Origin of the sequence: Micromonospora sp. NPDC047738, assembly GCF_040642675.1 — a bacterium.
Classification (GTDB): Bacteria; Actinomycetota; Actinomycetes; order Mycobacteriales; family Micromonosporaceae; genus Micromonospora.
Genome location: NZ_JBEYSO010000004.1, coordinates 42,832 through 66,449, shown reverse-complemented (window position 1 = coordinate 66,449; position 23,618 = coordinate 42,832). Strand labels below are relative to the sequence as shown.

General features: G+C 71.8%; 20 protein-coding genes and 1 pseudogene. 9 read left to right on the top strand and 12 right to left on the bottom strand.

Annotation, left to right across the window (positions count from 1 at the left end; translation table 11 throughout):
• Positions 1 to 20: 20 nt before the first annotated feature.
• A complete protein-coding gene (locus ABZ783_RS08565; protein ID WP_357435430.1) occupies positions 21 to 4,361 on the bottom strand; it encodes an ExeM/NucH family extracellular endonuclease in 4,341 nt (1,446 codons plus the stop codon).
• A gap of 289 nt (positions 4,362 to 4,650) precedes the next feature.
• Here ABZ783_RS08565 and ABZ783_RS08560 point away from each other — a divergent pair, with 289 nt between their 5' ends.
• Positions 4,651 to 4,839, top strand: coding sequence for a hypothetical protein (locus ABZ783_RS08560; RefSeq protein WP_357435429.1), 189 nt, complete (start codon positions 4,651 to 4,653; stop codon positions 4,837 to 4,839).
• Between the two features lie 8 nt (positions 4,840 to 4,847).
• On the opposite strand, the gene ABZ783_RS08555 is transcribed toward ABZ783_RS08560, so the two are convergent.
• Positions 4,848 to 5,411, bottom strand: coding sequence for a histidine phosphatase family protein (locus tag ABZ783_RS08555; protein WP_357435427.1), 564 nt, complete (start codon positions 5,409 to 5,411; stop codon positions 4,848 to 4,850).
• Positions 5,412 to 5,512: 101 nt separating this feature from the next.
• On the opposite strand from ABZ783_RS08555, the gene ABZ783_RS08550 reads away from it, so the two are divergent.
• Positions 5,513 to 6,532 (top strand): ornithine cyclodeaminase family protein, encoded by a 1,020-nt coding sequence (locus ABZ783_RS08550; protein WP_357435426.1) that lies wholly within the window; start codon positions 5,513 to 5,515, stop codon positions 6,530 to 6,532.
• An 83-nt stretch (positions 6,533 to 6,615) separates the two neighbouring features.
• On the opposite strand, the gene ABZ783_RS08545 is transcribed toward ABZ783_RS08550, so the two are convergent.
• The 4 genes from ABZ783_RS08545 to ABZ783_RS08530 all read right to left on the bottom strand — a co-directional run bounded on the left by ABZ783_RS08545 (position 6,616) and on the right by ABZ783_RS08530 (position 11,285).
• Positions 6,616 to 7,482 carry a MauE/DoxX family redox-associated membrane protein gene (locus ABZ783_RS08545; RefSeq protein WP_357435424.1) on the bottom strand — a complete coding sequence of 289 codons (867 nt, stop codon included), beginning with the start codon at positions 7,480 to 7,482 and terminating at the stop codon, positions 6,616 to 6,618.
• A gap of 74 nt (positions 7,483 to 7,556) precedes the next feature.
• Positions 7,557 to 8,153: a cell wall protein gene (locus tag ABZ783_RS08540; RefSeq protein WP_357435423.1), complete on the bottom strand. Its 597-nt coding sequence runs from the start codon at positions 8,151 to 8,153 to the stop codon at positions 7,557 to 7,559.
• Positions 8,154 to 8,169: 16 nt separating this feature from the next.
• Complete coding sequence (locus ABZ783_RS08535) at positions 8,170 to 8,580, bottom strand: hypothetical protein (protein ID WP_357435421.1); 411 nt, start codon at positions 8,578 to 8,580, stop codon at positions 8,170 to 8,172.
• A gap of 122 nt (positions 8,581 to 8,702) precedes the next feature.
• Positions 8,703 to 11,285, bottom strand: a complete 2,583-nt coding sequence (locus ABZ783_RS08530) for an SDR family oxidoreductase (protein WP_357435419.1) — start codon at positions 11,283 to 11,285, stop codon at positions 8,703 to 8,705.
• Between the two features lie 282 nt (positions 11,286 to 11,567).
• Here ABZ783_RS08530 and ABZ783_RS08525 point away from each other — a divergent pair, with 282 nt between their 5' ends.
• From ABZ783_RS08525 to ABZ783_RS08515, 3 genes are all read left to right on the top strand, one after another.
• On the top strand, positions 11,568 to 12,752 hold the full coding sequence (locus ABZ783_RS08525; protein WP_357435417.1) for a peptidase M23: 1,185 nt from the start codon (positions 11,568 to 11,570) through the stop codon (positions 12,750 to 12,752).
• Between the two features lie 258 nt (positions 12,753 to 13,010).
• A complete protein-coding gene (locus tag ABZ783_RS08520; protein ID WP_357435416.1) occupies positions 13,011 to 13,961 on the top strand; it encodes a helix-turn-helix domain-containing protein in 951 nt (316 codons plus the stop codon).
• 66 nt (positions 13,962 to 14,027) lie between these two features.
• The gene (locus ABZ783_RS08515; protein ID WP_357435415.1) at positions 14,028 to 14,609 is read left to right on the top strand and encodes a dihydrofolate reductase family protein; all 582 of its coding nucleotides are present in this window, start codon (positions 14,028 to 14,030) and stop codon (positions 14,607 to 14,609) included.
• A 63-nt stretch (positions 14,610 to 14,672) separates the two neighbouring features.
• On the opposite strand, the pseudogene ABZ783_RS08510 reads toward ABZ783_RS08515, so the two are convergent.
• Positions 14,673 to 14,856: pseudogene (locus ABZ783_RS08510) on the bottom strand (ISL3 family transposase); the annotation flags it as partial.
• Between the two features lie 129 nt (positions 14,857 to 14,985).
• On the opposite strand from ABZ783_RS08510, the gene ABZ783_RS08505 reads away from it, so the two are divergent.
• A complete protein-coding gene (locus tag ABZ783_RS08505) occupies positions 14,986 to 16,071 on the top strand; it encodes a prenyltransferase (RefSeq protein WP_357435413.1) in 1,086 nt (361 codons plus the stop codon).
• A 29-nt stretch (positions 16,072 to 16,100) separates the two neighbouring features.
• On the opposite strand, the gene ABZ783_RS08500 is transcribed toward ABZ783_RS08505, so the two are convergent.
• On the bottom strand, positions 16,101 to 16,814 hold the full coding sequence (locus ABZ783_RS08500) for an ABC transporter ATP-binding protein (protein WP_357435411.1): 714 nt from the start codon (positions 16,812 to 16,814) through the stop codon (positions 16,101 to 16,103).
• The gene (locus tag ABZ783_RS08495) at positions 16,811 to 17,863 is read right to left on the bottom strand and encodes an ABC transporter permease (RefSeq protein ID WP_357435409.1); all 1,053 of its coding nucleotides are present in this window, start codon (positions 17,861 to 17,863) and stop codon (positions 16,811 to 16,813) included. Before ABZ783_RS08495 ends, ABZ783_RS08500 begins: the two co-directional genes overlap by 4 nt.
• A 134-nt stretch (positions 17,864 to 17,997) precedes the next feature.
• On the opposite strand from ABZ783_RS08495, the gene ABZ783_RS08490 reads away from it, so the two are divergent.
• Entirely contained in the window at positions 17,998 to 19,194 is a 1,197-nt protein-coding gene (locus ABZ783_RS08490; RefSeq protein WP_357435407.1) for a sensor histidine kinase, read from the top strand.
• Positions 19,191 to 19,838 (top strand): response regulator transcription factor, encoded by a 648-nt coding sequence (locus tag ABZ783_RS08485; RefSeq protein WP_357435405.1) that lies wholly within the window; start codon positions 19,191 to 19,193, stop codon positions 19,836 to 19,838. The genes ABZ783_RS08490 and ABZ783_RS08485 overlap by 4 nt, the downstream gene beginning before the upstream one ends.
• Here the strand turns inward: ABZ783_RS08485 and ABZ783_RS08480 are convergent.
• A complete protein-coding gene (locus ABZ783_RS08480; RefSeq protein ID WP_357435403.1) occupies positions 19,828 to 20,901 on the bottom strand; it encodes a helix-turn-helix domain-containing protein in 1,074 nt (357 codons plus the stop codon). The two genes, ABZ783_RS08485 and ABZ783_RS08480, sit on opposite strands and share 11 nt — an antisense overlap.
• A 226-nt stretch (positions 20,902 to 21,127) precedes the next feature.
• Between ABZ783_RS08480 and ABZ783_RS08475 the strand changes: the two genes are divergently transcribed.
• Positions 21,128 to 22,078: an MBL fold metallo-hydrolase gene (locus tag ABZ783_RS08475; protein WP_357435401.1), complete on the top strand. Its 951-nt coding sequence runs from the start codon at positions 21,128 to 21,130 to the stop codon at positions 22,076 to 22,078.
• A 60-nt stretch (positions 22,079 to 22,138) separates the two neighbouring features.
• Here ABZ783_RS08475 and ABZ783_RS08470 read toward each other — a convergent pair whose 3' ends face one another.
• Entirely contained in the window at positions 22,139 to 23,023 is an 885-nt protein-coding gene (locus tag ABZ783_RS08470) for a class III extradiol ring-cleavage dioxygenase (protein WP_357435399.1), read from the bottom strand.
• Positions 23,024 to 23,054: 31 nt separating this feature from the next.
• Positions 23,055 to 23,537: a MarR family transcriptional regulator gene (locus ABZ783_RS08465; protein ID WP_357435397.1), complete on the bottom strand. Its 483-nt coding sequence runs from the start codon at positions 23,535 to 23,537 to the stop codon at positions 23,055 to 23,057.
• Between the last annotated feature and the right edge of the window lie 81 nt (positions 23,538 to 23,618).

Genomic DNA, 23,618 nt, shown 5'->3' with positions numbered 1-23,618 from the left:
GACCGGGGATCACATCCGGACTACAGTCGCGCGCACTGGCCCGTGGCCGAGCCCTTGATCACGTTCGGCCGGCTGTCGTTCACCGGGGCCGGGGTGTTGCCCGAGCAGCCCAGCGACCCGCTGATGGTGTTCGCGGCGACCACCACCGGCTGGCTGCCGGTGTTGCTGTTGACGGTGACCGGACCGCTGACCGTGACCGTGTCGATCCGTACCCCACCGGTGCTGCCGGTGACCGACACCGGGCCGTTCACCTTGCCCTTGCTGATGCTCAGCCCGCCGGTCGCGCCGGACACCGTCACCGGGCCGGACACGGTGGCGCCGGAGAGGTCGAACAGCACCGGGCGGGTGGCGTACACCGGTCCGCTGATGGTGCCGCCGGTGACCACCAGCGAGGCACCCGGGTTGACCGTGACGGAGCCGGAGATCGTGGCGTTCTCCAGGCAGGTCAGGCCGGCGGTGACCACCAGCGCCTTGCTGTACTTGCCGGTGATCGTCGTGGTGCACTGCGGACCGGCCTGCCCGATCGCCGAGCGCGGCTGGGTGTCCGCGGTGACCGGCGAGTTGGCGGCGAAGTAGCTCACCAGCATGGTGAGGTCGTTGTCGCCGGTGGTGGCCCGGCTGGTGCCCTGGCCGAGGGTGGTGAAGTTGTCACCGCCGGCGGCGAGGAACGAGTTCACCGTGACCCGGTACGTGCCCGACGGGTCGAGCGGCGTGCCGTTGAGCTTGATCGAGGTGATCCGCGAGCCCTTGGGCGCGTCGGGGTTGTAGGTGTAGCTGAACCCCTTCGAGACACCCAGCCACAGCACCGGGCGGGACGCGCCGTCCGGCTGCCACTGCTCCTCCAGCACCTGCTTGATCTGGGCGCCGGTGTAGCTCTTGGTGACCACGTCGTTGGCGAACGGCTGGACGGCGAAGGCGTCGGCGTAGGTCACCGTGCCGTCGGTCCGGTACAGCAGGTCGGCCCGCAGGCCGCCCGGGTTCATGAACGCGATCTGCGCCCCGCCCCGGCCGGCGTCCTTGGTGCCGGCGAGCTGCACGTCGGCGATGAGGTTGCCCAGCGCCGACTCCTTGCCCCGGTCCTCGTTGCCGTTGGTGTAGGCCCGCTTGACGTCCGCGGTGATCGAACCGAGCTGCTGCTTGCCCAGCTCGGTGGCCTTGGCCTTGGCGGCGGCCACGATGTCGGCCACCGCCGCGTCCTGCGGCGCGCCGACCACGTCGACCAGCTGCGCGGCGGCGTCGGTCACCGAACCTGTGTTCGGGTCGAAGGTGAGCGTCACCTTGCCCAGTCGCTTGCCGTAGTCCTCGGCCTGCACCACCGGGCGCAGCTTGTCCGACCCCGGCACCGGGACCTTGAACGCGTACGGCTGGTGGGTGTGGCCGCTGAAGATCGCGTCGATGGTGGCGTTGACCCGGGTGAACTTGCCGAAGACCGGGTCGTTGGCCAGCGCGTCGGCGGAGTTGATGTTCTCCGTCGCCGCGCCCTCGTGCGCGAGCAGCACCACCACGTCGGCCTCGCCGTTGTCCGGGTTGCCGTCCTTGAGCTGCCCGGCGACCAGGTTGGCCTCGGCGACGGGGTCGCGGAAGGTCAGGCCGGCGATGCCGTCCGGGCTGACCAGCGACGCGGTCTGCTCGGTGACGACGCCGACGAAGCCGACCCGGACCCCACCCACGGTGCTGACCGAGTACGCCGGCAGCGCCCGGGTGTCGCCGCGGTAGACGTTGGCGCCGAGGTACGGGAAGTCGGCCCGATCGGACACCCGGCCGGTGAGGTCGGCGATGCCCTTGTCGAACTCGTGGTTACCGACCGCCGAGGCGGCCAGCCCGGCGGCGTTCAGCGCGTCGATCGTCGGGGTGTCCCCGTCGATCGCCGAGATAAACGTGGACGCGCCGATGTTGTCACCCGCGGAGACGAACGCCGTGTTCGGGTTCTGCGCCCGCAGCTGACCCACCAGGCCGGCGAGCTGAGCGGCGCCGCCGACCGGCTGACCACCGACGGTGGCCGGAGACTCCAGCCGGCCGTGGAAGTCGTTGATGCTCAGCAGCTGCAGGTTGACCGGCTTCGCGCTGGTGCTGATGCCCACCACGACCGGGTTGTGGTCGCTGGCCCGGTAGGGGTTCGCCTCGTAGAAGGCGGCCAGCCCGTCGTACTGGAAGGCGAACGACTCGACCGCGTTGATCTGCCACACGTCAACCCCGGTGACCCGCGACGCCAGCGACGGCGAGGCGAGGGCGTGGTCGAGCGAGCCGGACTCGCCACCGAAGACGTAGGTGGACTTGCCGGTGTCGTTCAGGTCCTTGTACTTGGCCTGGTAGAGGACCTGCATCGGGTCCTCCTGGGTGTAGGCGTTGAAGTCACCCAGCAGCAGCACGTCGTCGCTGCCGCTGTCGGCCTTGATCCGGTCCACGAAGGCGGTCAGCGCCGTGGCCTGCCGGACCCGGTCGCCGTTCCAGCTGCCCTGACCGTCACCGGAGTCGGCGTTGTCGCCGGTCCCGGTGCCGCTCTTGGACTTGAGGTGGTTGACGACCACGGTGAAGGAGATCTTCCCCGCGGTGAACGTCTGCGCGATCGGCTCGCGGGCGTTGAACCACACGCTCTCGTCGTTGACCGAGCGCGACGGCCCCTTCGGCTGGACCTTCGCCGGCTTGAAGATGATCGCCGTGGTGATGAAGTCCTGCTGGGTCGGGGCGGGCAGCTCGGCCGGGCTGCGGACGTAGTCCCAGGTGCCCGCGCCGTCCTTGGCGTTGAGCGCGTTGACCAGGCGCTTCAGCGCCTGCTGCGGGTCGCCTGCGTTGAACCGGACCGAGTTCTCGATCTCCTCGAGCCCCACCACGTCGGCACCCAGGGCGCTGATCGCCGCAACGATCTTCGCCTCCTGCTTGGCCAGCGCGGCCTCGTTCGCCGCGCCACGGGCGTCCCCGCCGAAGTGGACGAAGTAGTTGAGGACGTTGAAGCTGGCCACCCGCACGTCCCCGCCGACGTTCGCCGGGCCCGTGGTACGCGGGTTGGTGGCCTTGAAGGTGGTCCGGCCGACCGACGGAGTGTCCGAGCTGACCGGGGTGGTCGGCTGTAGCCGCCACTCGTTGAAGCCGTACGACAGCACCGACGGCCCGAACGCCTCGACCGAGTCGCCGACCCGCAGCGGGTTCTCCTTCGACAGGTACGGCGGCAGCTGCCCGGCGGTGGCCAGGTTGGTGGTCTTGCCGTCGTCGAGCAGGACCCGGCGGAGCTTGTTGTCGGCGATCACCTGCTTGGCGGCGTCCGAGCCCGGGCGGGCGACATCGGTCGCGTTCCGGGCCGGGCGGTCACCGGCGGCGAGCACGACCTCGCCGTACCGGTTGGTGTTGTACACCTCGGAGACGGTGTACTGGCCGACCGGCGCCACCAGCATCGACTCGACCGACTCGCGGGCGTCGTCGGCCAGCGGCAGGCTGACCGGCACCGGGGCCGGCAGGGTGGCGCCGTGCGCGCAGATCTGCACGTCGCTCTTGGCGGCGATGCTCAGCTGGGTGAGGCCGTTGAACTCGCTCGGGGTGCCGCTGACCCGCACCCGGTCGCCGATCGCGACCGACGGGTGGTTGGCGGTGTTGGTCGTCAGGTAGACGAAGATGCCGTCGGAGGCGGTGCCGGCGGCGACCGCACGGTCTCCGCCGCTGCCGGCGGTCTGGACGTACATGCCGTTGTAGCCACCGGTGCGGTGGTCGGCGGTCACCACGCCCTCGACGGTGACCCGGGTGCCCGCCAGCGGCGTGGCGGTGCCGGTGCCCTGGACCTCCGCGATGGTGCGGTCGACGGCGACGGTGCAGCCGATACCCGGGTCCGGGTCCGGGCCCGGGTCGGGGTCGCCGCCGCCGTTGCGGACACCGAAGGTGTTCGGCGCCTCGGCGTTCCAGGTTCCGTTGATCTTCTGCAGCGAGTGGCCGACGGGGGTGTTCGTGGTCTCCGCGACCCCGATGTCGGTCCCGGTCATCCCGTTGGCGGGGCCGCCGACCGCGGTGAACGTGCCCTCGTAGGTGAGGAACTCGGCCACCGTGCCGGTGGGGGAGACCAGCGCGACGCCGTCGGGGGAGCCGTTCTGGATGCCGTCGGTCGGGTAGTTGGCGACGACCACGCCGGCCGCCGGCACTGCCCCGCTCAGCGTGCGGGTGTTGTACGCCGCACTGTTCGCTCCGTTGTAGAGGACGATCTGCCAGCCGGTCAGGTCGAAGCCGGCCGGCGCCTCGATCTCGATGGCCTCGCCGGTGTCGGTACCGACGTTGTCGTAGTGGATTTCGCTGATGAAGGGGGTCGCCGCTTCGGCGGCGAGGACTGGAGCGCTGCTGGTCAGGGCCAGCGCACCGCTTGTGACGACTACGCCGAGCACACTGAGTGATCTGCGTTGGCTACGGAGCTTCAAAGCTGGGGCCTTCGATAGGGGGATGGACTGGTGCAACCTAACGGCAATCGGTGTCCGCGCAGGAGCCACCAGATGTACGGAGCACGTTAGCCTGTCGGCCGGAATGTCACGAAGATCGGACAAGAGTGTGCTAAGCGCCAAAGCGGGTGAACTGGGCGCCGGGCTGAGCCGGCCCCGCCCGGACGACGCAGGTCACGGCCTTCACCAGCCGCTGCGCCAGCGCTCGGGTCCGCCAGTTGCCCCGGCTGGAACCTCGATGCGCTGGTCGACTGCCTGTGCGGCGGGTGGGGTGCCGCACCGCCGCTCCGCCTGGTCTGGCACGACTCCGCAGTGGCGCGCGCGCCTGGTCGCCGGCTACGACCGGCGCAGCTGGGCACCGGCGGTCACCCTGGACGACCTTCTCGCGCTGTTGGCCGCCGGCGGCGTCGAGGTGGAGCTGCGCTGAGGGAGGACCTACGTCCGGTCGAGCCCGTCGTGAGCCTCGTCCAACCGGTACTCCCAGCCCTCCCGCCAGGCGAAATCGGCGTCGATCAGGTCCTCCAGCCGGACCCCGCCGATCCAGTGGTCGAGGCCCCACCGGGTGGCGACGTGCCCGATCACCAGGACCCGCCGGCCGGCCCACTGGAGGGGCAGGTCATCGAGGAAACGCCGAACCCGGTGTACGGCCTGCCGCCAGCTCTCGCCGCCGGGGTAGGGCTCGTCGAGGTACCGCCCACGGTGCTCGTGCAGCTCGGCGGCCGGCATGCCGTTGCGCTCCCCGTAGTCGCATTCCCGCAGGCGCCAGTCATGCAGCACCGGTATCGGGGTGCCCGAGAAGGCGATGGCGGCCGTCTCCGCAGCCCGATGCAGGTCCGAGGCGAAGACCGCGTCGATGCGGTCGTCCCGCCTGCGCCGGCCGAGTTCGGCCGCCAGTGCTCGTCCCTTGCCGGACAGCCGGCCGGGCAGCCAGCCCGTGGCAAGTCCCCGGTCGTTGTCCTCACTCCAGGAGTGCGTCTCGAAGACGATCTCGGTGGGCATGGGGCGAGGCTACCGGCGCGACGGGACCTGCGCGGGGCAGCCGCAACCGCGCGGAGCACTAACCTGCTGGGGTCCCGTCGTCCGTCCCACCGGAGGCCACCGTGACCGTGCCGACCCGCTCGCCCGGCTCCTTCGGTGGCCTGCAGTTGATTTCCGAAGAGGCTGTTGCGGAGACCTCGGTCCGGGTCGCGGTGGACGCCCTGGAGGCCGCGCTTCGCGCCGGGCTCGATCCGGAACGGGAGACACCCCGCTCGCGGGTGGCCACGCAGGCCGGCGAACTGCTGGTCATGCCCGCCACGCGAGGGGAGTACACCGGCTGCAAGCTGCTCACCAGCACCCCGGACAACGCTCGCCGGGGCCTGCCGCTGATCCAGGGCGCGTTCGTCCTCTTCGAGGGCCCGGGACAGCGGCCGGCGGCCCTCATCGACGGCACCGCGCTGACGAACCTGCGTACCCCCGCGGTGTCCGCGCTCGCGGTGCGGCACCTGCTGCCCGGGGCGCCTGGGGCCCCGCTGCGGCTGACGGTCTTCGGCACCGGTCCTCAGGCGCGTGCCCACGTCGAAGCGATGCTCGCGTTGTACGAGATCAGCGAGGTCGCGATCGTGGGCCGGGACGGCCCGCGGCGCGAACGGCTCGCGGCGCGGCTGGACGGCAGGGGGGTTCCGGTGCGGGCGTTCGATCCCGGCTCGTGCGCGGAGGCGGTGACGGGGGCGGACGTCATCTGCTGCTGTACCAGTGCGGCGGCGCCGCTTTTCGACGGCGCGCTGGTCAAGGGCGATGCCGTCGTCGTCGCGATCGGCTCGCACTCGCCGCACAGCCGGGAGGTGGACGACACGCTCGTCGCCCGCTCCCGGGTGGTCGTCGAGTCGCTCGCCAGCACCCGGCTCGAGGCGGGTGACATCGTCATACCGCTCTCCGCCGGCGTGGTCCGGGCGGAGGACCTGTATCCGCTGCGCGACGTGGTGACCGGCCGCGCGCGGCTGCCCGCCGGCGGGCAGCGGCTGTTCAAGGGGACCGGCATGCCGTGGCAGGACCTCGTCGTCGCCGTCGAGATCTACCGCACCCACCTCGCTGGGCGGTCCCCGATGCGGCCCGCCGACCCGGCCCCCGGCGTGGCCTAGGCGGATCGCCCGTCCGAACCAGGCGGGATCACCGGGCCCTGGTGATCCCGCCTGGTTCACGAGTTGGCCGCGCTGACCGCCTCCTAGGCTGGGACGACGGCGAGCCGGGGGCCGGCGGGCCGCGGCGTGCCGGCGAGGCTCAGCAGGGTCTGCCCGGTGGCGTCGTCCACCACGGCGACCCGTACCGCGTCCGGCTCCGGGTCCGCCAGTGGCACGGCGAACACCGCCGTCACCGGACGACCCTGGTAGAGCGCGGCGTGCCCGACGAAGCGCCAGTCGCCGTCGTCCCAGTGTTCCCGGACGTCGGAGCGGAGCAGCGGCGCTACCCGCCGGTAGGATTCGCTGAGCTGAAGCTGCTGCACGGTGGCGAGCAGCGGTACGCCGGAGCCGCCCCGCAGTGGGTGGGTGAGCTGGGCGCGCAGCCGGCGCAGCGGCAGCAGCCAGGCCGCGTCCAGCTCCGGCGAGAGCGCCACCACCGCCGCGAGTTCGGCGAGCAGCACGGCGGCGCCGGCCAGCGGCCGTGCGGCGAGCGCCGTCCACCAGCCGCCGGCGGCCAGCCCGGCGAGGGCGCCCGCCGCCACCAGGAGGCCGGCCCGGGCCAGGCTGCGGCCGGAGACGGGGGTCGATTGCGCGCTCAGGCAGCCGCAGGAGGAGGTCGGTGCCACGCGGCGGGCGTAGGTCAGGTAGGTGAGGAAGCCGACGGCCAGTCCGGTCGCGGCGATCGCCTCCAGCCGCAGCGCGGGTGGTAGTAGGAGCAGCGCGCCGAGGGTCAGTTCGATGCCGCCGAGCGCCCGGTACGCGGGCAGCGCCCGGCGTTGCCCGATCAGGCGGACGAGCGCCGACCGGTTGGCGATCGCGGCGGCGTGCCGGCTGAACAGCTTGATGCGCGCGGACCAGATCAGCACCGCACCGATGACCAGCGGTTGCAGCGCCGCGAGCACTTCGATCATGGGTTCCTCCATCGGGGTTGGCCGGCGGGCGGTGCCCGGGCGGTGCGCGGCGGCGCACCGCCCGGGGTTGCCGGTCAGGCGGCGGCGTAGACGGTGGCGATGTCGATCTCGTTGGTGTCCGGGTGCCAGGCGCCGAGCACCTGGACGTGCCGGCCGACCCGCAGCAGCGACATGTCGCTGATCGCGGGGGTGCCGTTGTAGACCGCGGCGGAGCGACCCGGCACGACGTGCCCCACGATCCGGTGGCCCTTGTGGTCGAGGTGCAGCATGTTGCGGCCGACCGACGCGATGTGTGCGTGCAGGTTGACGATGTTGACCCAGACGGAGTCCGCGGCGAGGGTGCCGTCGGGCAGGCGCAGGCCGCGGGCGTAGAGCCCGTCGCCGACGGCCATCTGGTCGAACGTGGTCGGGTGCAGTTTCCAGATGCTCGTGCCGTCGGTGATCCGGATCGAGTGCAGGACGGTGTCCGAGCCGGTTACCAGCAGCATGCTGCCGGAGATCTTGCTGATCCGGCCCTCCGCGAAGTTCGGATCCGGAGCGCCGGGCTCGACGGTCACGGCCTCGGCGGCGAAGGCTGCCTCGGGGGCGAGCGAGCCGAGGCCGGTGGCGCCGACCAGGCCACCGAGCGCGGCGGTGGCGAGCAGTCGGCGGCGGTCCAGGGTCTGCTTCATCGTGTTGCCCTCCCGTTCAGACCGTGTCGACCGAGCAGGGCCGCAGCCCGGTGGAGAGACTGGCGATCGCGCTGTACGCCGCGGGCGTCAGGTCGATGATCCGGTTGGTGCCGCAGGACGCGCCGCAGCAGCTGCGCTCGCCGCACCACAGGTCGGTCTGCGGGCCGCAGTCGGCGATCGTGGTGCCGACCCGCTTACCGCTGCACGGGTTGGTGGTGTAGTGCCGGAAGCCGCAGGTGCGGCGGGACATGCTGACGCCGCAGGCGTCCGGGCGGGTGATGGAGAAGCACGCGTCCGAGGCGTTGGGCCAGGCGTGCTGGTAGTTGCCGGATTTGCAGGTGCCGCAGGCGCCGCCGCCCGCGGTGCCGCAGGGACCCCAGGCGCTGCCGCAGCAGAACCACGACATCTCACCTACCAGAGCTGCCATGGAACCTCCTTCCCAAGTGGCCGATCGACAGCGATAGCTATCGATATTGATGGCGATTGTTGTGTTGAAAACCACCGAAGTCAACGGCCTAGGGGAAGATTTCCTACGGGCGCGGCAACGTCCTACCGCGGCTCCGGCTGGGAAAGCTGCTCGTGCTCGCTGCCGTCCCGCTGGCGAGGCGGTTGCTCATCACGCTGCCGGGGCGGACGGGGCGGCTGGCTCAGCACCGCGAGCCGCTCCGGGCTGCCCACCCGGACCGACTGCTCGGACGCCGCCAGCGCGGTCAGGCGCCGGCCAAGAACGGGCGCGCCGAGCAGGTCCAGCAGGCTGCGTACCGCCTGCCGCCGCGAAGGCATGAACCACAGGAAGAACCCGGCCCGCATCAACCAGCCCAGCCAGCCGGTGACCTGCACCCCGTACAGTTCGACGGCGCCCTTGCCGACGCCCAGGCTCGCCGCCTGCCCGAGCCCGCGGTAGGTGAACCGGCGCGGTGTCCGGCCGCGCAGCGTAGCCGCGATGTTCGCCCCGATCCATCCGCCGTGCTTGATCGCCCACAATGCGTTGGCCGGGCAGGGCTCCCCCTTGACCGGGTGCACCATGTGGGCATGGTCGCCACCGGACCAGACCCGCCCGCCGTCGCCGCGTACCCGCAGGTATTCGTCGGTGACCAGGCGGCCGTCGCGCGACTCCAGCGACTCCGTGCCCGGCACCGGGGCCACGGCCTGGCCCAACGTGGACACCACCAGGCGGCTGGCGAGCACCGACCCGTCATCGAGGTACGCGCCGTCCTCGTCGACCCGGGCCACCCGGGTGCCCAGGTGCACCCGCACGCCAGCCCGCACAAGCTGGCGGTGCGCGTAGCCGGTCAGCCGGCCGAACCGGGGACGCAGCTGCGGCAGCAGGTCGGGACCGCCGTGCACGAGGTGCACCTGCGGCTCGACCTCGCGCAGCACCCGGTAGCGAGGGCGCAGACTGCGGAAGATCTCGGCGATCGTGGCCGACATCTCCACGCCGGTGAAGCCGCCCCCGACCACGACCACGCTGAGCAGGCCCCGCCGGGTCTGCTCGTCCGGGCTCGCGTCGGCCAGCTCCACCTGCGTCAGCAACCGCTCCCGCACGGCAGCGGACCCGCCCGGGTTCTTCAGCGACCAGCCGTGCTCGGCGAGCCCCGCCGCCCGAGCCAGGTCGTCGTGGCTGCCACAGCCGACGACCAGGTGGTCGTAACGCAGGGTCAGCGTCTCTCCCGCGGTGCCGGTCAGCGCCACGTCGACCTCGCGGCGGGCCAGGTCGACGTGCTGCGCGGTGCCCCGGACCAGCCGCGCCCGCGGGCAGGTCGTCCGCAGCGGGCTCCGTTCATGCCCCTCGGCGATGATGCCGCCGAGCACCTCGGCGGTGAAACCGTGGTACGAGTGATAGCCGAGCGGGTCCACGAAGACGATCTCCACCGCGCCCCGGCGCAACTGCCGGCCCAGCCGCCGCCGCAGCGACTTGTACGCCCACACCGACGTGTAACCGGCGCCGAGCAGGACGATCCGGACCGGCTCAGCCGGCTGCGGTGCGGCGCCCGGCGCGGAGCGGGCGGAGCGGGCGGGCGCCGCCCGGTGCCGCCCCGGCTGCCGGCGGCGCTGGACGTTGTCCAGGTACCAGCGGGCGTAGGCGGTGACCTCGTCGTCGGGGAACGGCATCGTCCCCGCGTCGGGCCGGCCCAGCGCCCGGTCGCTGTTGACCCGGTCGAAGAGCTTCTCGCCGACCAGGTACGAGCGGTAGAACTCGATGCCGCTGGCGAACGCCCGGTCCGTGTCGTCGAGCTCGGACTGGTCGGTGACGTACTCCGGCTCGGGCAGCCCAGCCAGCGCGAAGATCCGCCGCAGCACCTCGCCGGCGGCCGGCGGGGTCGAGTTGGTGAGGTGGAAGATCCGTTCCGGACTGCCCGAGGCGGCGATGCCGATCATCTGCTCGACCAACGCGTCGACGGGAATGAAGTTCAGCGGCGTGCCCGGGTCCACCAGCATCCGCACGGGCCGGCGCAGGCGCTGCGGCGCGCGCGTCGACAGACTCTGCGCGAACACGGCGAGCCGGCGCTGGAAGCCGTACATCCCGGTGTAGCTGCCGACGACCGCTCGCGTGCCACGGTGGCCGACCACGATGCTGGGCCGCAGGATGCGGGTCGCGGTGCCGGCGTGGCCGTGGACCAGTGCCTCGGCGGTGGCCTTGCTGCGCTCGTACGCGTTGTTGTTGCCGTCGGGCGCGATGAGGCGCTCGGTGATCACCCCGTCGCGGGTGCCCGCGACGTAGGCCGTGCTGACGTAGTTGAACGAGGCGGCGCCGAGCCGGTCGGCGAGGGCGAGCGCATGCCGGGTGCCGTCGACGTTGGTGGCGAAGATCTCCGCCGCGGCGGACTCCTCGTAGCGCAGCGAGGCGGCACTGTGCCAGAAGTCCGCGATCGGGCCGCGGACCGGCTCGACCAGGCCGCAGTCCGGCCGGGTGATGTCGCCGGCGACGGTACGCACCCGGCCGTCGAGGTCGACGCGCTGGCCGTAGGCGTGCGCCGCCGCGGTCAACAGGCTGCGCAGCCGCACGTCCGGGTCCTGTGCACCGGGCCGCACCAGGCACGCCACGTCGTCGTCGGTACGCCGCAGCAACTCCAGGACGAGCGCCAGCCCGACGAACCCGGTGGCGCCGGTGACGATATGTGTTCTGTTCAAGATGAATCCCCCCACCCACCGCAACAGTCTGTGATTACCGGCGAAGCTAGGTGCGGCTGCGGGGCGAGTCGCGCTCTTGTCGGACAGCTGCCAGTCGTCCTGGCCGAACGGCTCGCCCGCGGTCTCCCCGAACGGGCTCGGCGGTTCGACCGAGCCGGGCCGGACGCTGGCCCCAACGGGTGAGCTGACCACCGGGCGGGCGGGGTCCGAGTTGACCAGAGGCGTAGACAGGCGTCGATAGAGTGGCTAGCCTCCCTCCCACCCCTTGGTGAAGGAGGACCCATGCCCCATCTCCGGATCGCGCTCGGTGTCGCCGCCGCGTCACTGCTCGGCGCGACCTTGCTCACCACCAGTCCCACCGCCGCCCAGGCGGCCCCGTCGACCGACGTGACCACCGCCGTCACCGCGAAGCTGCTCCAGCAGGCCAGCCTGAAGACGGAGCCGGCGCTGCGTGCCGCCGACGCGTCCGACACCCGGGTGAACATCACCCGCCGAGCCGGCCAGCACTGGGCCTTCGGCACCGCCGTCGTCGTCGCGCCGCAGCAGGAGGACGCCTACCCGGCCGGCTGGCTGTTCGTGGCTCGGGCACAGGACCGCGGCTGGCAGATCGCGTTCGACGGCGAACCGGCCTTCGCCGACCTGGCCGCGGCGGCACCCGCGGCGGTGGTCTCCGACCGCGAGAAGCAGGTGTTCACCGCGGTGACGCCGATGTACGCCGGTGGCGACTACCGCACCGGCATGCGACTGCCGTACGGAATCGGCCAGTCCTGGTATCTCACCGGCGGACCCCACGGCTGGGGCGGCAGCGAGAGCCCGTGGAGCGCGATCGACCTGGCCGGCGGCGACCAGCGGGTGCTGGCGGCCCGCGGCGGCACCGCGTACACCATGTGCCGGGGCTGGATCCGGGTGATCCACGACCGCGGCTACGCCACCGACTACTACCACCTCTGGAACAGCATCAACGTCAACGGCGCGGGTGTCGGCGAGGGGGCCTACCTCGGGGACACCGGCACGGACGTGACCTGCGGCGGCGCCGCGAGCGGCCGGCACGTGCACTTCGCGCTGCGGCAGAACAACGCGTACGTGCCGATGCACGGCCACAACCTCGGCAAGTGGGTGATCATTCCGGGCGGCGCCACCTACCAGGGGTACGCGCTGCACGGCTCGGCCCAGGTGAACGTGGGCGGGGCGCTCTACAACTACGGCGCGCTCGGCTTCACCCAGGGTGTGGTGGACGCCAACGGAGGCGGCTCGGTCAACCGGCGCACCGGTCCCGGCACCGGCTACGGGATCGCCGGATCCGTCGCCGACGGTGCGACCGTGAGCATCGCCTGCTCGGCGAACGGCACCACACACAGCGGCCGATGGGGCACCACGGCACTGTGGAACAGGCTCACCGACGGCACCTGGGTGTCCGACGCCTACCTCTGGACCGGTAGCAGCGGCGCCGTCAACGGGTACTGCTGACCGTCGCTCCGCAGCCGCCGGCCGTCGCCTGGGCGACCGTGCCGGCTTCGCGAGAGGTCGGACCGGCGCAGGCGCGAGCCGACCCGACGGTGTGGGGCACCCCGCCCGCACCGTCGGGTCGCCGGCGCAGGGCGCCCTGGCCTGGCTGTGGGGAGTGGGCGCGCAGCCCGCGCACGTAGGAGGCAGTTACCGAACTCTTCACAACGCAATAGGGCCGACAATCCTCCATCTCTCACGCAGCACGCGTATCCCACGCAAATGTCCGCGGCCGGGCGCTCGTCCGGGATCGACGCCGGCTCGATGCTGGCGGCAGCGCGGCTGGACCATCCCGGCGCGCGATGCGGGCGGGGCGTCGGCGATGCTGTGGGCGTGGAGTACGTGTCCAGAGTGCCGCGACCGCCGCTGGACGGGCTGATCGACGACCTTTACTACCTGGAGGGTGCGCCGCCGTACGCCCGGCTGACGCTGCCGCCGATGCCGGCGGCGTTGCTCATCGTCAACCTCGGGGCGCCGTTCCGCATTCGCGCCGGCACCGACATCGAGACGGCCGAGTACGCCGACGGCTGCGTGGTCACCATGCCCACCCGCGCGTTGGAGTTCGGCTACCCACTCCGGACCCGGTCCGTCGGCGTGCACTTCAAGCCGTGGGGGCTGGCGCCGTTCCTGCCGATGCCCGCGGCCGAGCTGTGTGACCGGCCGGTGACGGTGGAGCAGGTTTGGGGCCGGCCCGCCATTGCTGAGCTGCGAGACCGGCTGGCCACGGCGGACGGACCGTACGAGATGCTGACGCTGCTCGAGGAGGAGCTAATGCGACGGCTGGGCGAGACCGCCGGCCTGGGGCTGGTCCGCCATACGAGCAGCGTCATCGCGGCGACCAGCGGGTCGGTGGCGATCGGCGACCTGAGGGTGGCAGCCGGGGTCAGCAGCACTCATCTGGCACAGCGGTTCAAGGAGCTCATCGGCGTCACGCCGAAGCGGCTGGCCCGCACCCACCGCTTCGCCGCCACCGTGTTCGCGATCAACCCCGCCGGGCCGATCGACTGGGGCGAACTCGCCGGTGGCGCAGGCTACTTCGACCAGGCCCACTTCGGCCACGAGTTCCGGGCGTTCACCGGGCTCACGCCGACCCGGTACGTCGAAGTCCGGCGGCGGTTCCTGCGCGAACATCCCGGCCACGTGCTGGACAGCTGGCCGCTGCCGGCCGATTGATTTCTTACAAGAGCGACAGCTCACGACACGCTAATTTGGGGGCACGCCAAAGCAGAGGAGAGCCCCGTGGGCAAGGTGGTCATGTACAGCTCGGTGTCGGTGGACGGCTTCGTCGCGGACGAGAATGACCAGCCCGGACCGCTGTTCGACTGGTTGTCCAGCGGTGACGTCCCGTTGGACGAGAGCGGCGAGGTGAAGGTGTCGCAGACGTCCTACGAATACACCCGGCCGTACTGGGACCAGATCGGAGTCACGATCGTCGGCCGCCACGTCTTCGACATGACGGACGGCTGGGACGGGAAGCCTCCGGGCGGGATCGACCACGTGGTCGTCGTGACGCACCGGCCGGAGCCCGAGGGCTGGGACCCCGAGGCGCCGTTTCACTTCGTCGACGGCGTCGAGGCAGCCGTGGCCAAGGCGCAGGACCTTGCGGGTGACCGCATGGTCGAGGTCGCCGCTGGCGACGTCGGTGGCCAGGTGCTTGCCGCGGGCCTGGTCGACGAGGTGCGCATGGACGTCGTACCCGTCGTGTTCGGGTCCGGCAAGCGCTACTTCGGGTCGGTCGTCGCGCAGCACCTTTTGGAGGATCCTGACGTGGTGATTCAGGGCAACCGGGTGCTTCACCTGCGCTATCGGGTGCGCCGTTGACCGATCTGAGCGGTTACGCGAAGAATCAGCTTGACCATCAGCTCGCGGCCCGCGGCTGGGTCCGGGGTGCCGGTAGGCGGCGATCATCCGCTGGGTAGATGCCCCAGGTGGCCTCGACCTCGACGTGCTCATCGATGGCGAACAGGGCCGTGAGTCGGGCGGCCTGCTTGTCGGTGAGCGGGTCGGCACCGGTGTGCAGGGTTCGCCGGGCACGGTAGAGCGGGTCGTTCTTACGGCCGCGGCGGCCGCGGGTGGTCTGCTGCGACTACACCCTCAACTGTGAAGAGCCCAGTTACCTTCCTGACACACCCTGTCCCTTCCCGACGCCCGCCCCATAGGGTTCTGTAGCGGACTGATTACGGGGAGGCGTACGTCGATGGGTGCAATGCTGGAGCCGAGCCTGCTGCCGGACACTCACCACGCTGTCACCAGCCCTGACCGCCAGCCGGACCGGACCAACTGGAAGGGTTTCCTCCGACTCGCCCGGCTCCGCTTCCTGCTCTACAACCTCCTGCCGGTGGGCCTCGCCGTGGCGGTCTCGGTGCACCAGGGCCACCCGCTCGACGTCACCTGGTACGCGGTCGCCCAGCTGTTCGCGTGGACCGTCCACGTGATGACCCACTACTGCAACGAGTACTTCGACCTGGAGGCCGACCGCGCGAACGTCTACTTCACTCCGTGGACGGGCGGCAGCCGGGCACTGGTGGACGGGTCGGTCGCGCCCGTGGTGTCGCTCGGCGCCGCGTTCGTACTGTTCAGCGTGTCCACCCTGATGGTGGCGGTCATGCCGTCCTGGCCGGCACGCCTGCTCGCCACCGCGGCCGTGGTGCTGGCCTGGTTCTACACCGCACCGCCGGTACGGCTGAACTATCGAGGCGCGGGCGAGCTCACGGTCGCCGTGATCCTCAACGGACTCTGGCCCGCGGTCGCCGTGGTGCTCCAGACCGGCACCATACCGATGCTGCTGGTGGCCGTGCTGGCACCCACGGCGATGCTGCAGGTGGCGCGGATGATGGTGATGAACCTGGGCGACCGCCGATCGGACGCCGCAGTCGGCAAGCGCACCCTGCCGGTCATCGTCGGCTACCAGCCGGCGGTGCGCCTGATCGTCGCCGCGCAGCCGATCGCGTACGCGATGCTCACCGCCTTCGCGCTGCTCGGTTGGGTGCCGTGGCTGGTCTGGGCCGTCATGGCCGCCACCGCGCCACTGTCGGTCTGGCTCGTCCGGCAGCTGCGCCGTGGCGCGATGCGCGACCTCGACCCCGGGCGCATGACGCCGGTGGTCTTCTGGGCCTCCAACCACGTGTCCCTGATCGTCGCGGCGGCGATGCTCGGCGTGATCCTGGACGCGGCACGGCGGTCCGCCGACACCGGCGCACTGGCCGTGCTCGGCGCGGTCCTCGCCGGCTACGTCGCCCTGTTCGCCCACCGCCTGTGGTTGGCGCGCCGCGCCTCGGCCTGAGATGGAAAAGGATCCGGTTACGACTGACTTCAGCGGCCCGGGCCGGCGGCGGGCGAGTGCGACCTGACGTCAGCCGGCGAGCACACCCGGCCGTCCCGCATCGCCACGGTCCGGTCGGCCAGGTGCAGGTACTGCAGGTCGTGGGTGACCAGGACGGTGGCCACCTGCTGCTCGCGGGTGATGTCGCGCAGCAGCCGCACCACGACCGCGCCGCGATCGTGATCGAGCGCGGAGGTGGGTTCGTCGACCAGCAGCAGGGCGGGGGCACCCATCAACGCGCGGGCGACCCCGACGCGCTGACGTTCCCCGCCGGACAGCTGGTGCGGGCGCTTGTGCGCCTTGCCGCCGAGACCTACCCGGTCGAGCAACGCGCGGGCGCGGGCCTCGGCCGAGCGCCGGGATCCGCCGGACAGGTGCGCGACGAGCAGGAGCTGGTCGAGGGCGGTGAGCGAGGCCAGCAGGTTGGCCTGCTGGAAGACGAATCCGATGCGTTCGCGCCGGAGCCGGTCGCAGCCCTGCTGATCGAGGGAGGTGACGTCGATGTCCTCGATCCGTACCGTGCCGGAGTCCGGGCTGGTCAGCGCGCCGGCGACCGCTAGCAGGCTGGACTTGCCGGAGCCGGACGGCCCGGTCACCGCCACCAGTTCACCCGCGGCGATCCGCAGGTCGACCGCGTCGAGTGCGATCAGGCGGCGGTCCCCGTCGGGGTAGGTGAGGCGGACATCAGTCAGGGTGAGAGTCATCGGGCTGCCCCCAGGGCGGTGAGCGGGTCCACGGTGCTGACCCGGCGGACGGAGAAGGCGGCGCCGAGCGCGCCGACGGCGAGCATCGCCGCGAGCGGGACGGCAACCGTGGTGGCGTCCAGGACGAACGGCACCACCCGGGCGGCCACCGCACCCAGGCCGGCGGCGGCGCCGGCACCGACGGCGGCACCCACCAGCAGGACGATCCCGGCCTGGGCGAGGGCGTCGCGCAGCAGGTAGGCGCGGCTACCGCCGAGCGCGCGGACCACCGCCAGGTCGGTGCCGCGTTGCATGGTCCAGACGGTGAAGAAGGCGCCGACAACCAGGGCGGAGACCGCCAGCAGCAGGCCCCGCATCAGGTTGAGCGAGCCCTGCTCGGAGGCGTAGCCGCCGACCGCGGTGAACGCCTCGTCGCGGCTGGCGGTCGTGACGCCGGCGGCGCCAGCCGCATCGCCGCCGGTCGAGGCGACGGCGGTGATGCTGTCCGTCCGGGCCAGGTCCTGCCAGGTGCTGATCGGGGCATACACGACGGGCAGATGGTTGAACGAGGTGGTGGCCACGACCGCGGCCACCGTGACCCGCTGCCCGGCGACGGCGACGAGGTCGCCGACCGACACCGACTGCGCCTCGGCCAGATCGGCGGTGAGGGCCACCTCGGCGCCGCTCGGTGCCCGGCCCTGCCGCACTGCCGGATACAGCTCAGGATCGCCGCCAATCAGGGTCACCGTCGTGGCCCCGCCGTCGGCTTGCAGGCGGGTGGTCGACACACCGAGTGGCCACGCGGCGGTGACCCCCGGCTGCGCCGCCACGGTGACTGCCGAGTCCGCCGGTAGGGTGCTGGTGGCGAAGGACACCTGTTGGCCGTCGGTCGGCTGCTGGAACGAGACGTGGTCGACGGGGAGCGCCGCCACCGCCGACACGCTGGCCGCCCCCAGTCCCGCGGTCAGCCCGGTCAGCAGCACCACCAGCAACGTCATCAACGCGATGACGGTGCCCAGGAGGGCGAACCGGCCCCGGGCGAATCGAAGATCACGTACTGCGATGAACATGCCACAAGCCTTCCCGCCAGCACCGACGGTGCCATCGGACCGGGGCTGGGACGTGCGGAGACGAAAGAGGCATGGGTGAACCCATCAAAAGTTGGGGGTCGGGCCGGGCACCGGCCGTTACCGTCGACAGGGCCATGGATCACCAGCAGCCGCGTGTCGCGGCGGTCACGCTGACCCTGCTCCGTCGGGCCGAGCACGTCCTGTTCGTCGCACTGCTGCTGGTGGGCGCCCTACGCGCCGCAGGGTCCGGCCGTCCACCGGTCGGCGTGCTGGTCACCGCGGCGGCGGTGGTGGCCCTGTGGTACCTGCTGGGCGTCGTACTCGCCCGGCGCGCTCGACGACCGGTGGTGGCCGGGCTGTGGTTCGCCGGGCTCGCCGCCGGCTGGATCGGGCTGGCCGCGTTGTCGGTGGACTTCGTGTGGCTGGCGTTCGCCCTGTTCCTGCTGGCCATGCAGCTACTCCCGCGGATGCTCGGGCCGTTGGTCGTCGCGGGGTTGGCGGCGGTGGCCGTCGCCGCGTTCTCGGCACATCAGGGCCGGCTGAGTCTTCCCGCGGTGCTCGGCCCGGTCATCGGCGCTGGTGTGGCCATCGTGATCATGACCGTCTACCGGGATCTCCGACAGCAGAACGAGCTGACCGCGCGGCTGCTGGCCGACCTCACCGCCGCGCAGGGCCAACTCGCCGCCGCACAGCGCCACGCCGGCATGCTCGCCGAGCGCGAACGGCTCGCCGGCGAGATCCACGACACCGTCGCCCAGAGCCTGTCCACGATCGTCCTGCTGGTGAAGTCGACCGCCGGTCGCTGGCCGGACGCTCCGGCGGCCGCCCACCGCCAACTGGACGCCGCCGTCGAGGCCGCGCAGTCGGCGTTGGAGGACACGCGGCGCCTCATCCGCGCCCTCACCCCCGCCCCGCTGGCCGGCCGCCCGCTCACCGAGGCGCTCGGCCACCTGGTCGACGACAGCCGCCGCCTCGGCCTCGACGCCCGGATCACCGTCGACGGCCTTCCCTACGCACTGCCCACCCCGGTGGAGGTCGCCCTGCTCCGGGTCGGACAGGAGGCCACCGCCAACGTCCGCGCGCACGCCGCGGCCGACCGGGTGAACCTCACCCTGACCTTCCTGCCCGGGACGGTCAGCCTCGACGTCGTCGACAACGGGCGGGGGTTCGACCCCGACCAGCCGTTCAACCCCACGACCGGCACCGGTCTGGGCCTGGCCACCATGCGCCGCCGACTCGCCGCCGTCGGTGGCACGCTCGTCGTCGAATCCGCTCCCGGACAGGGCACCGCGATCAGCGCTGCCATCCCTACCGAAGGGGAACCGTCGTGACCCGCGCGCCCCGTCCTGCCGAACCGATCCGCGTCTTCATCGTCGACGATCACCCCATCGTCCGACGCGGACTGCGGGCGGCGCTGGATGCCGATCCGGGCATCACGGTCGTCGGGGAGGCCGCCACCGGGATCGACGCGATCGCACAGGTCGAAGCCAGCGCTCCTGACGTGGTCCTCATGGACCTGCACCTGGGGCCAGGGATCAACGGCGCGGAGGTCACCCGGCGGATCCTGGCCCACCCCCGACCACCACGGGTGCTGGTCCTGACCACCTACGACAGCGACGCCGACATCCTGCCCGCCATCACCGCCGGCGCCACGGGATACCTGCTCAAGGACACCGAACCTGACGACCTGCTGACCGCCATCCGCTCCGCCGCCGCGGGCGAAACCGTGCTCGCCCCCGCCATCGCCACCCGCCTGATCACCCGGGTACGCGCTCCCGGGCGGGCGCTGACCCCACGCGAGCTCGAGATCCTGCAGATGGTCGCCGAGGGCCACAGCAACCACGCCATCGCCCGGGCCACGTTCATCACCGAGGCCACCGTCAAGTCCCATCTCGTCCAGGTGTTCAGCAAGCTCAATGTCGACAACCGCACCGCCGCGGTCGCCGAAGGCCGCCGCCGCGGGCTCATTCCCTAGTCGGCACGTGGCCGGCTCCAGTTCCGCTCTGCGGTGAACCATCAGGTTCCTCCGGCCGGGTCATTGGGGCCCGACGCGGCTTCTCGTCCGGCCGGCCGGCCGCGCGGCGGGAGCGAAACGTCGTGCGGTACACCTGGGGCGATACCCCGAGTTCCCGGCGGAAGCTGTACCGCAGGTTGCCCGCCGAGCCGATGCCGGTACGTGCGGCGATCTGCTCGACCGACTCGTCGCTGGCCTCGAGCAGCCGCTGCGCGGCGAGGATCCGCTCCCGCATGAGCCACTGGTGCGGGCTCATGCCGGTGAGCCGGTGAAAGCGCCGGGTCAGCGTCCGCGGGCTCATGTGCACCTGGGCGCCCAGCGCGCGCAGCGACCACCGCTGGTCCAGATGCCGACGCATCCAGTCGAGCAGGTCCGGCAGCGGATCGCCGGGGTCGGGACTCAGCGGTGAGTCGACGAACTGGGCCTGGCCGCCGCTGCGGTAACCGGCCAGCACCAGCCGCTGAGCCAGGGTGGCGGCGGCATCCGCGCCGAAATCGCCGCGTACGACGTGCAGCGCGAGGTCCATTCCAGCCGACATGCCCGCGGCGGTGAGGATCCGGCGATCGTCGACGAACAGGGCGCGCGGGTCCACGGTGGCGGACGGGAAGAGCGAGGCGAGCAGCGGGGCCATCGCCCAGTGCGTGGTGGCCCGCCGCTGATCGAGGAGACCGGCGTGGCCGAGCACGAACGCGCCGGTGCAGATCGACATGATGCGCGCGCCCCGCCGGTACGCGCGGCGCAGGGTCGCCAGCAACGCCTGCGGGGGGACCTCGTGTTCTCTCGTCCAGCCGGGAACGATCAGCAGGTCGGCCCGTTCCGCCTCGTCGAGTCCGTACGGGGCCTGGACGGTGACCCCGCCGTCGAGCTCGACCGGCCCCGGTGCCACCCCGCACGTCCTGCTCCGATACCACGATCCGAACCGGCCGGAGTAGTCCACGCCGAAGATCTCATTGACGGTCACGTAGTCGAAGCTGCCCGCGCCGGTGTAGGCCAACAGGGCCACCCCGGGTCCGTCGAGCGGCATCGGCGGCCTCCCACCACTCACACCACCTCCGCCCGGCTGGCGGGAGGCGGATCGAGGCACATCCTAGAAACCCGACGGGTGGGCGCGGCGGTGATGCCCGGTCAGGTATCGACAGGATCAGGTCAGCCGCCGGCCAGGTTGTTACGGGCGGGTCAGTCCCGGTCCTAGCGTTCGTCCCTGACGCCGGGCGGGTCGAGGCCCCCGGCCCACACGAGAGGCAACTGCCGTGAGTGAGACTCTCCCCCAGTTCGGGCGAAGGACGTTCCTGCTCGCCGCCACGGCCGTGACGGTCGCCGGCTCCACGGGCGTGGCTGAGCTGGCGAGCGCGGCCCCGGCGAGCAGGACAGGGCGAGGGACCCTGGCGTCCCGGTCGGTCGGTGCGTTCGAGGTGATCCCGCTGCTGGACGCGGCCGGGCCGTTCTTCCTCGACCGGCAGGTCGCGTTTTCCGACGCGACGCCCCACGACTGGGACCTCGCCCGGGCCGTCGACCCGGCCGCCTTCGGCCCCGGGGAATCCTGGCAGCTCGACTTCCGCTGCTTCGCGATCCGCGGGCCGCGAGGCCGGCTGATGCTGGTCGACACCGGAGTAGGACCCGACGGCAGTCCCGCCGCGGCCTGGGCGCCGACGCCGGGCCGGCTTCCGTCCGAGCTCGAGCGCGCCGGCATCGACCCGGCGGAGGTCGACACGGTGGTGTTGACCCACCTGCACGAGGACCACTTCGGCTGGTCCGTCGGGCTGGACGCAACACCGATGTTCCCCAACGCCAGGTACGTCGTGCAACAGCGCGAGGTGGCTGGCCTGCCAGACGGCGACGCCGCCCGGTCATACATCGTCGACCCGCTGCGGGCGACCGGCCTGCTGGACGAGGTGGACGGTGCCACCCGGCTCGCGTCGGCCCCTGGCCGGTCGGGTGGGTCGATCCGCGTCGTACCAACTCCGGGACACACTCCGGGCCACCAGTCGGTCGTCGTCGACGCCGGCCGCGAGCAGGTGATCGTGACCGGTGATGTGTTGGTCCACGCCGTCCAACTCGTCGACCCCGCGGTGGCCTACCGGTACGAGGCGGACCCCGACGTCGCGCGTCGGACCCGTCAGCGGCTCCTCGACGAGGCGCGCGCCAGCCGCGCCGTGCTGGCCACCGCACACCTGAACCACCCCTGGACCGAACTGGCGTGAGTCACCCAGGCTGACAAGTCACAGTCGCCGTGCTGACCCGGGCGTCAACGGGCGGGGGTGCTACCCGACGGTCTGGAAGGAGCGCTTGGAGAAGCCCATCATGTAGCCGTCGATGGCGGTGAGGACCGGTCGGTCGGGTTGGTCGGCAGCCCCGAGGGTGATGAACAGCGGGATGTAGTGGTCGGCGGTGGGATGCGCGTAGGGCATGCCGGGGGCGCGGGTCTGGTAGGCGGCGAGTTCGTCAAGGTCGCCGCGGGCGAGGGCGTCGGCGGCCCAGGCGTCGAAGTCGGACGACCAGGCGGGGACGGCGCCGCGGGTGAACATCTCCCGGGTGACGAACGGCAGGCCGTGTGTCATGAAGCCGGAGCCGATGACGAGGACGCCTTCCTCGCGCAGCGGGCGTAGGCGGGCACCCAACTGGAGCAGGCGGGCCGGATTCTGGGTCGGCATGCTGAGCTGGAGCACCGGGACATCGGCCAGCGGATACATGGCCATCAGCGGCACCCAGGCCCCGTGGTCGAGACCGCGGCTGGGGTGCTGGTGGAGTGGTTCGCCGGCCGGCATGGCCCCGGCCACCCGCTTGGCGAGGGAGCCGGCGTCGGGTGTGTCGTACCGCAGCGTGTAGTAGCGCGGGTGGAAGCCGCCGAAGTCGTAGACCAGCGGGGTGTGCGCGGCCGACGCGGACAGGCTCAGCGGGGCGCTCTCCCAGTGCGCCGAGATGATCAGGATGCTGCGGGGCTTCGGCAGCGATTGGGCCCAGTCGAACAGCTGCCGGATCCAGGGTCCGTCGTCGAACAGCGGCGGTGCGCCGTGGCTGAGGTAGAGGGCGGGCAGCGGCCCGTCCGCGGGGGCCCACTCCCGCTGGGCCCGGGCGCGGGGGAGGGCCTCGGTGAGGAACCGGTCGTACGCGCCGGCGGGCACGGCCGGGTTGAGGATGGAGGTCATGTCGGCACCTCTCGTGCGGATGTGGGGGTGGTCAGCCGGGGCAGCTGCCGTCCGGGTCGACGACACGCATGATGCGGTGGCCGATGTCGCGCAGCTGTCGCTGCTGCGCCTTGGTGAGCGGGTCGAAGACGAGGGTGCGTACCGCGTCGACATGGCCGGGCGCGGTCCCGACGACCTTGGCCCAGCCCTGCTCGGTGAGGATCGCCAGGGTGTAGCGGCCGTCGGTGGGATCCGGAGTGCGGCGTACCCAGCCGCGCTTTTCCAGCCGGCCGACCACCTGTGAGAGGCGTGAGAGTGACCCTTCGGCCAGCACGGCCAGCTCGCTCATGCGCAGTGTGCGGTCGGGCGCCTCGGACAGCCCGGCCAGCACCTGGTACTCGAAGTGGCTGATCCCGGCATCTCGCTGCAACTGGGCGTCCAGCGCCGACGGCAGCCTGATCAGCACGCTGACCAGGGCGAGCCAGGTCTGCCTCTCCTCGGCGTCCAGCCAGCGCGGCTCCTGCGGCGTCTCCATGCCTCCAGCATAACTTCACGCCTGAAGTGATCCAGGTCACCCGTCACTTGTAGCTTGAAGTGATCCGCTCTACGGTTCGCT

Bases quoted from the DNA above. Each gene is read 5' to 3' on its own strand.
- ABZ783_RS08560 (WP_357435429.1), top strand. From the start codon at position 4,651: ATGCGCTGGTCGACTGCCTGTGCGGCGGGTGGGGTGCCGCACCGCCGC.
- ABZ783_RS08555 (WP_357435427.1), bottom strand. From the start codon at position 5,411: ATGCCCACCGAGATCGTCTTCGAGACGCACTCCTGGAGTGAGGACAAC.
- ABZ783_RS08545 (WP_357435424.1), bottom strand. From the start codon at position 7,482: ATGATCGAAGTGCTCGCGGCGCTGCAACCGCTGGTCATCGGTGCGGTG.
- ABZ783_RS08540 (WP_357435423.1), bottom strand. From the start codon at position 8,153: ATGAAGCAGACCCTGGACCGCCGCCGACTGCTCGCCACCGCCGCGCTC.
- ABZ783_RS08535 (WP_357435421.1), bottom strand. From the start codon at position 8,580: ATGGCAGCTCTGGTAGGTGAGATGTCGTGGTTCTGCTGCGGCAGCGCC.
- ABZ783_RS08525 (WP_357435417.1), top strand. From the start codon at position 11,568: ATGCCCCATCTCCGGATCGCGCTCGGTGTCGCCGCCGCGTCACTGCTC.
- ABZ783_RS08520 (WP_357435416.1), top strand. From the start codon at position 13,011: ATGTCCGCGGCCGGGCGCTCGTCCGGGATCGACGCCGGCTCGATGCTG.
- ABZ783_RS08505 (WP_357435413.1), top strand. From the start codon at position 14,986: ATGGGTGCAATGCTGGAGCCGAGCCTGCTGCCGGACACTCACCACGCT.
- ABZ783_RS08500 (WP_357435411.1), bottom strand. From the start codon at position 16,814: ATGACTCTCACCCTGACTGATGTCCGCCTCACCTACCCCGACGGGGAC.
- ABZ783_RS08495 (WP_357435409.1), bottom strand. From the start codon at position 17,863: ATGTTCATCGCAGTACGTGATCTTCGATTCGCCCGGGGCCGGTTCGCC.
- ABZ783_RS08490 (WP_357435407.1), top strand. From the start codon at position 17,998: ATGGATCACCAGCAGCCGCGTGTCGCGGCGGTCACGCTGACCCTGCTC.
- ABZ783_RS08480 (WP_357435403.1), bottom strand. From the start codon at position 20,901: ATGCCGCTCGACGGACCCGGGGTGGCCCTGTTGGCCTACACCGGCGCG.
- ABZ783_RS08470 (WP_357435399.1), bottom strand. From the start codon at position 23,023: ATGACCTCCATCCTCAACCCGGCCGTGCCCGCCGGCGCGTACGACCGG.
- ABZ783_RS08465 (WP_357435397.1), bottom strand. From the start codon at position 23,537: ATGGAGACGCCGCAGGAGCCGCGCTGGCTGGACGCCGAGGAGAGGCAG.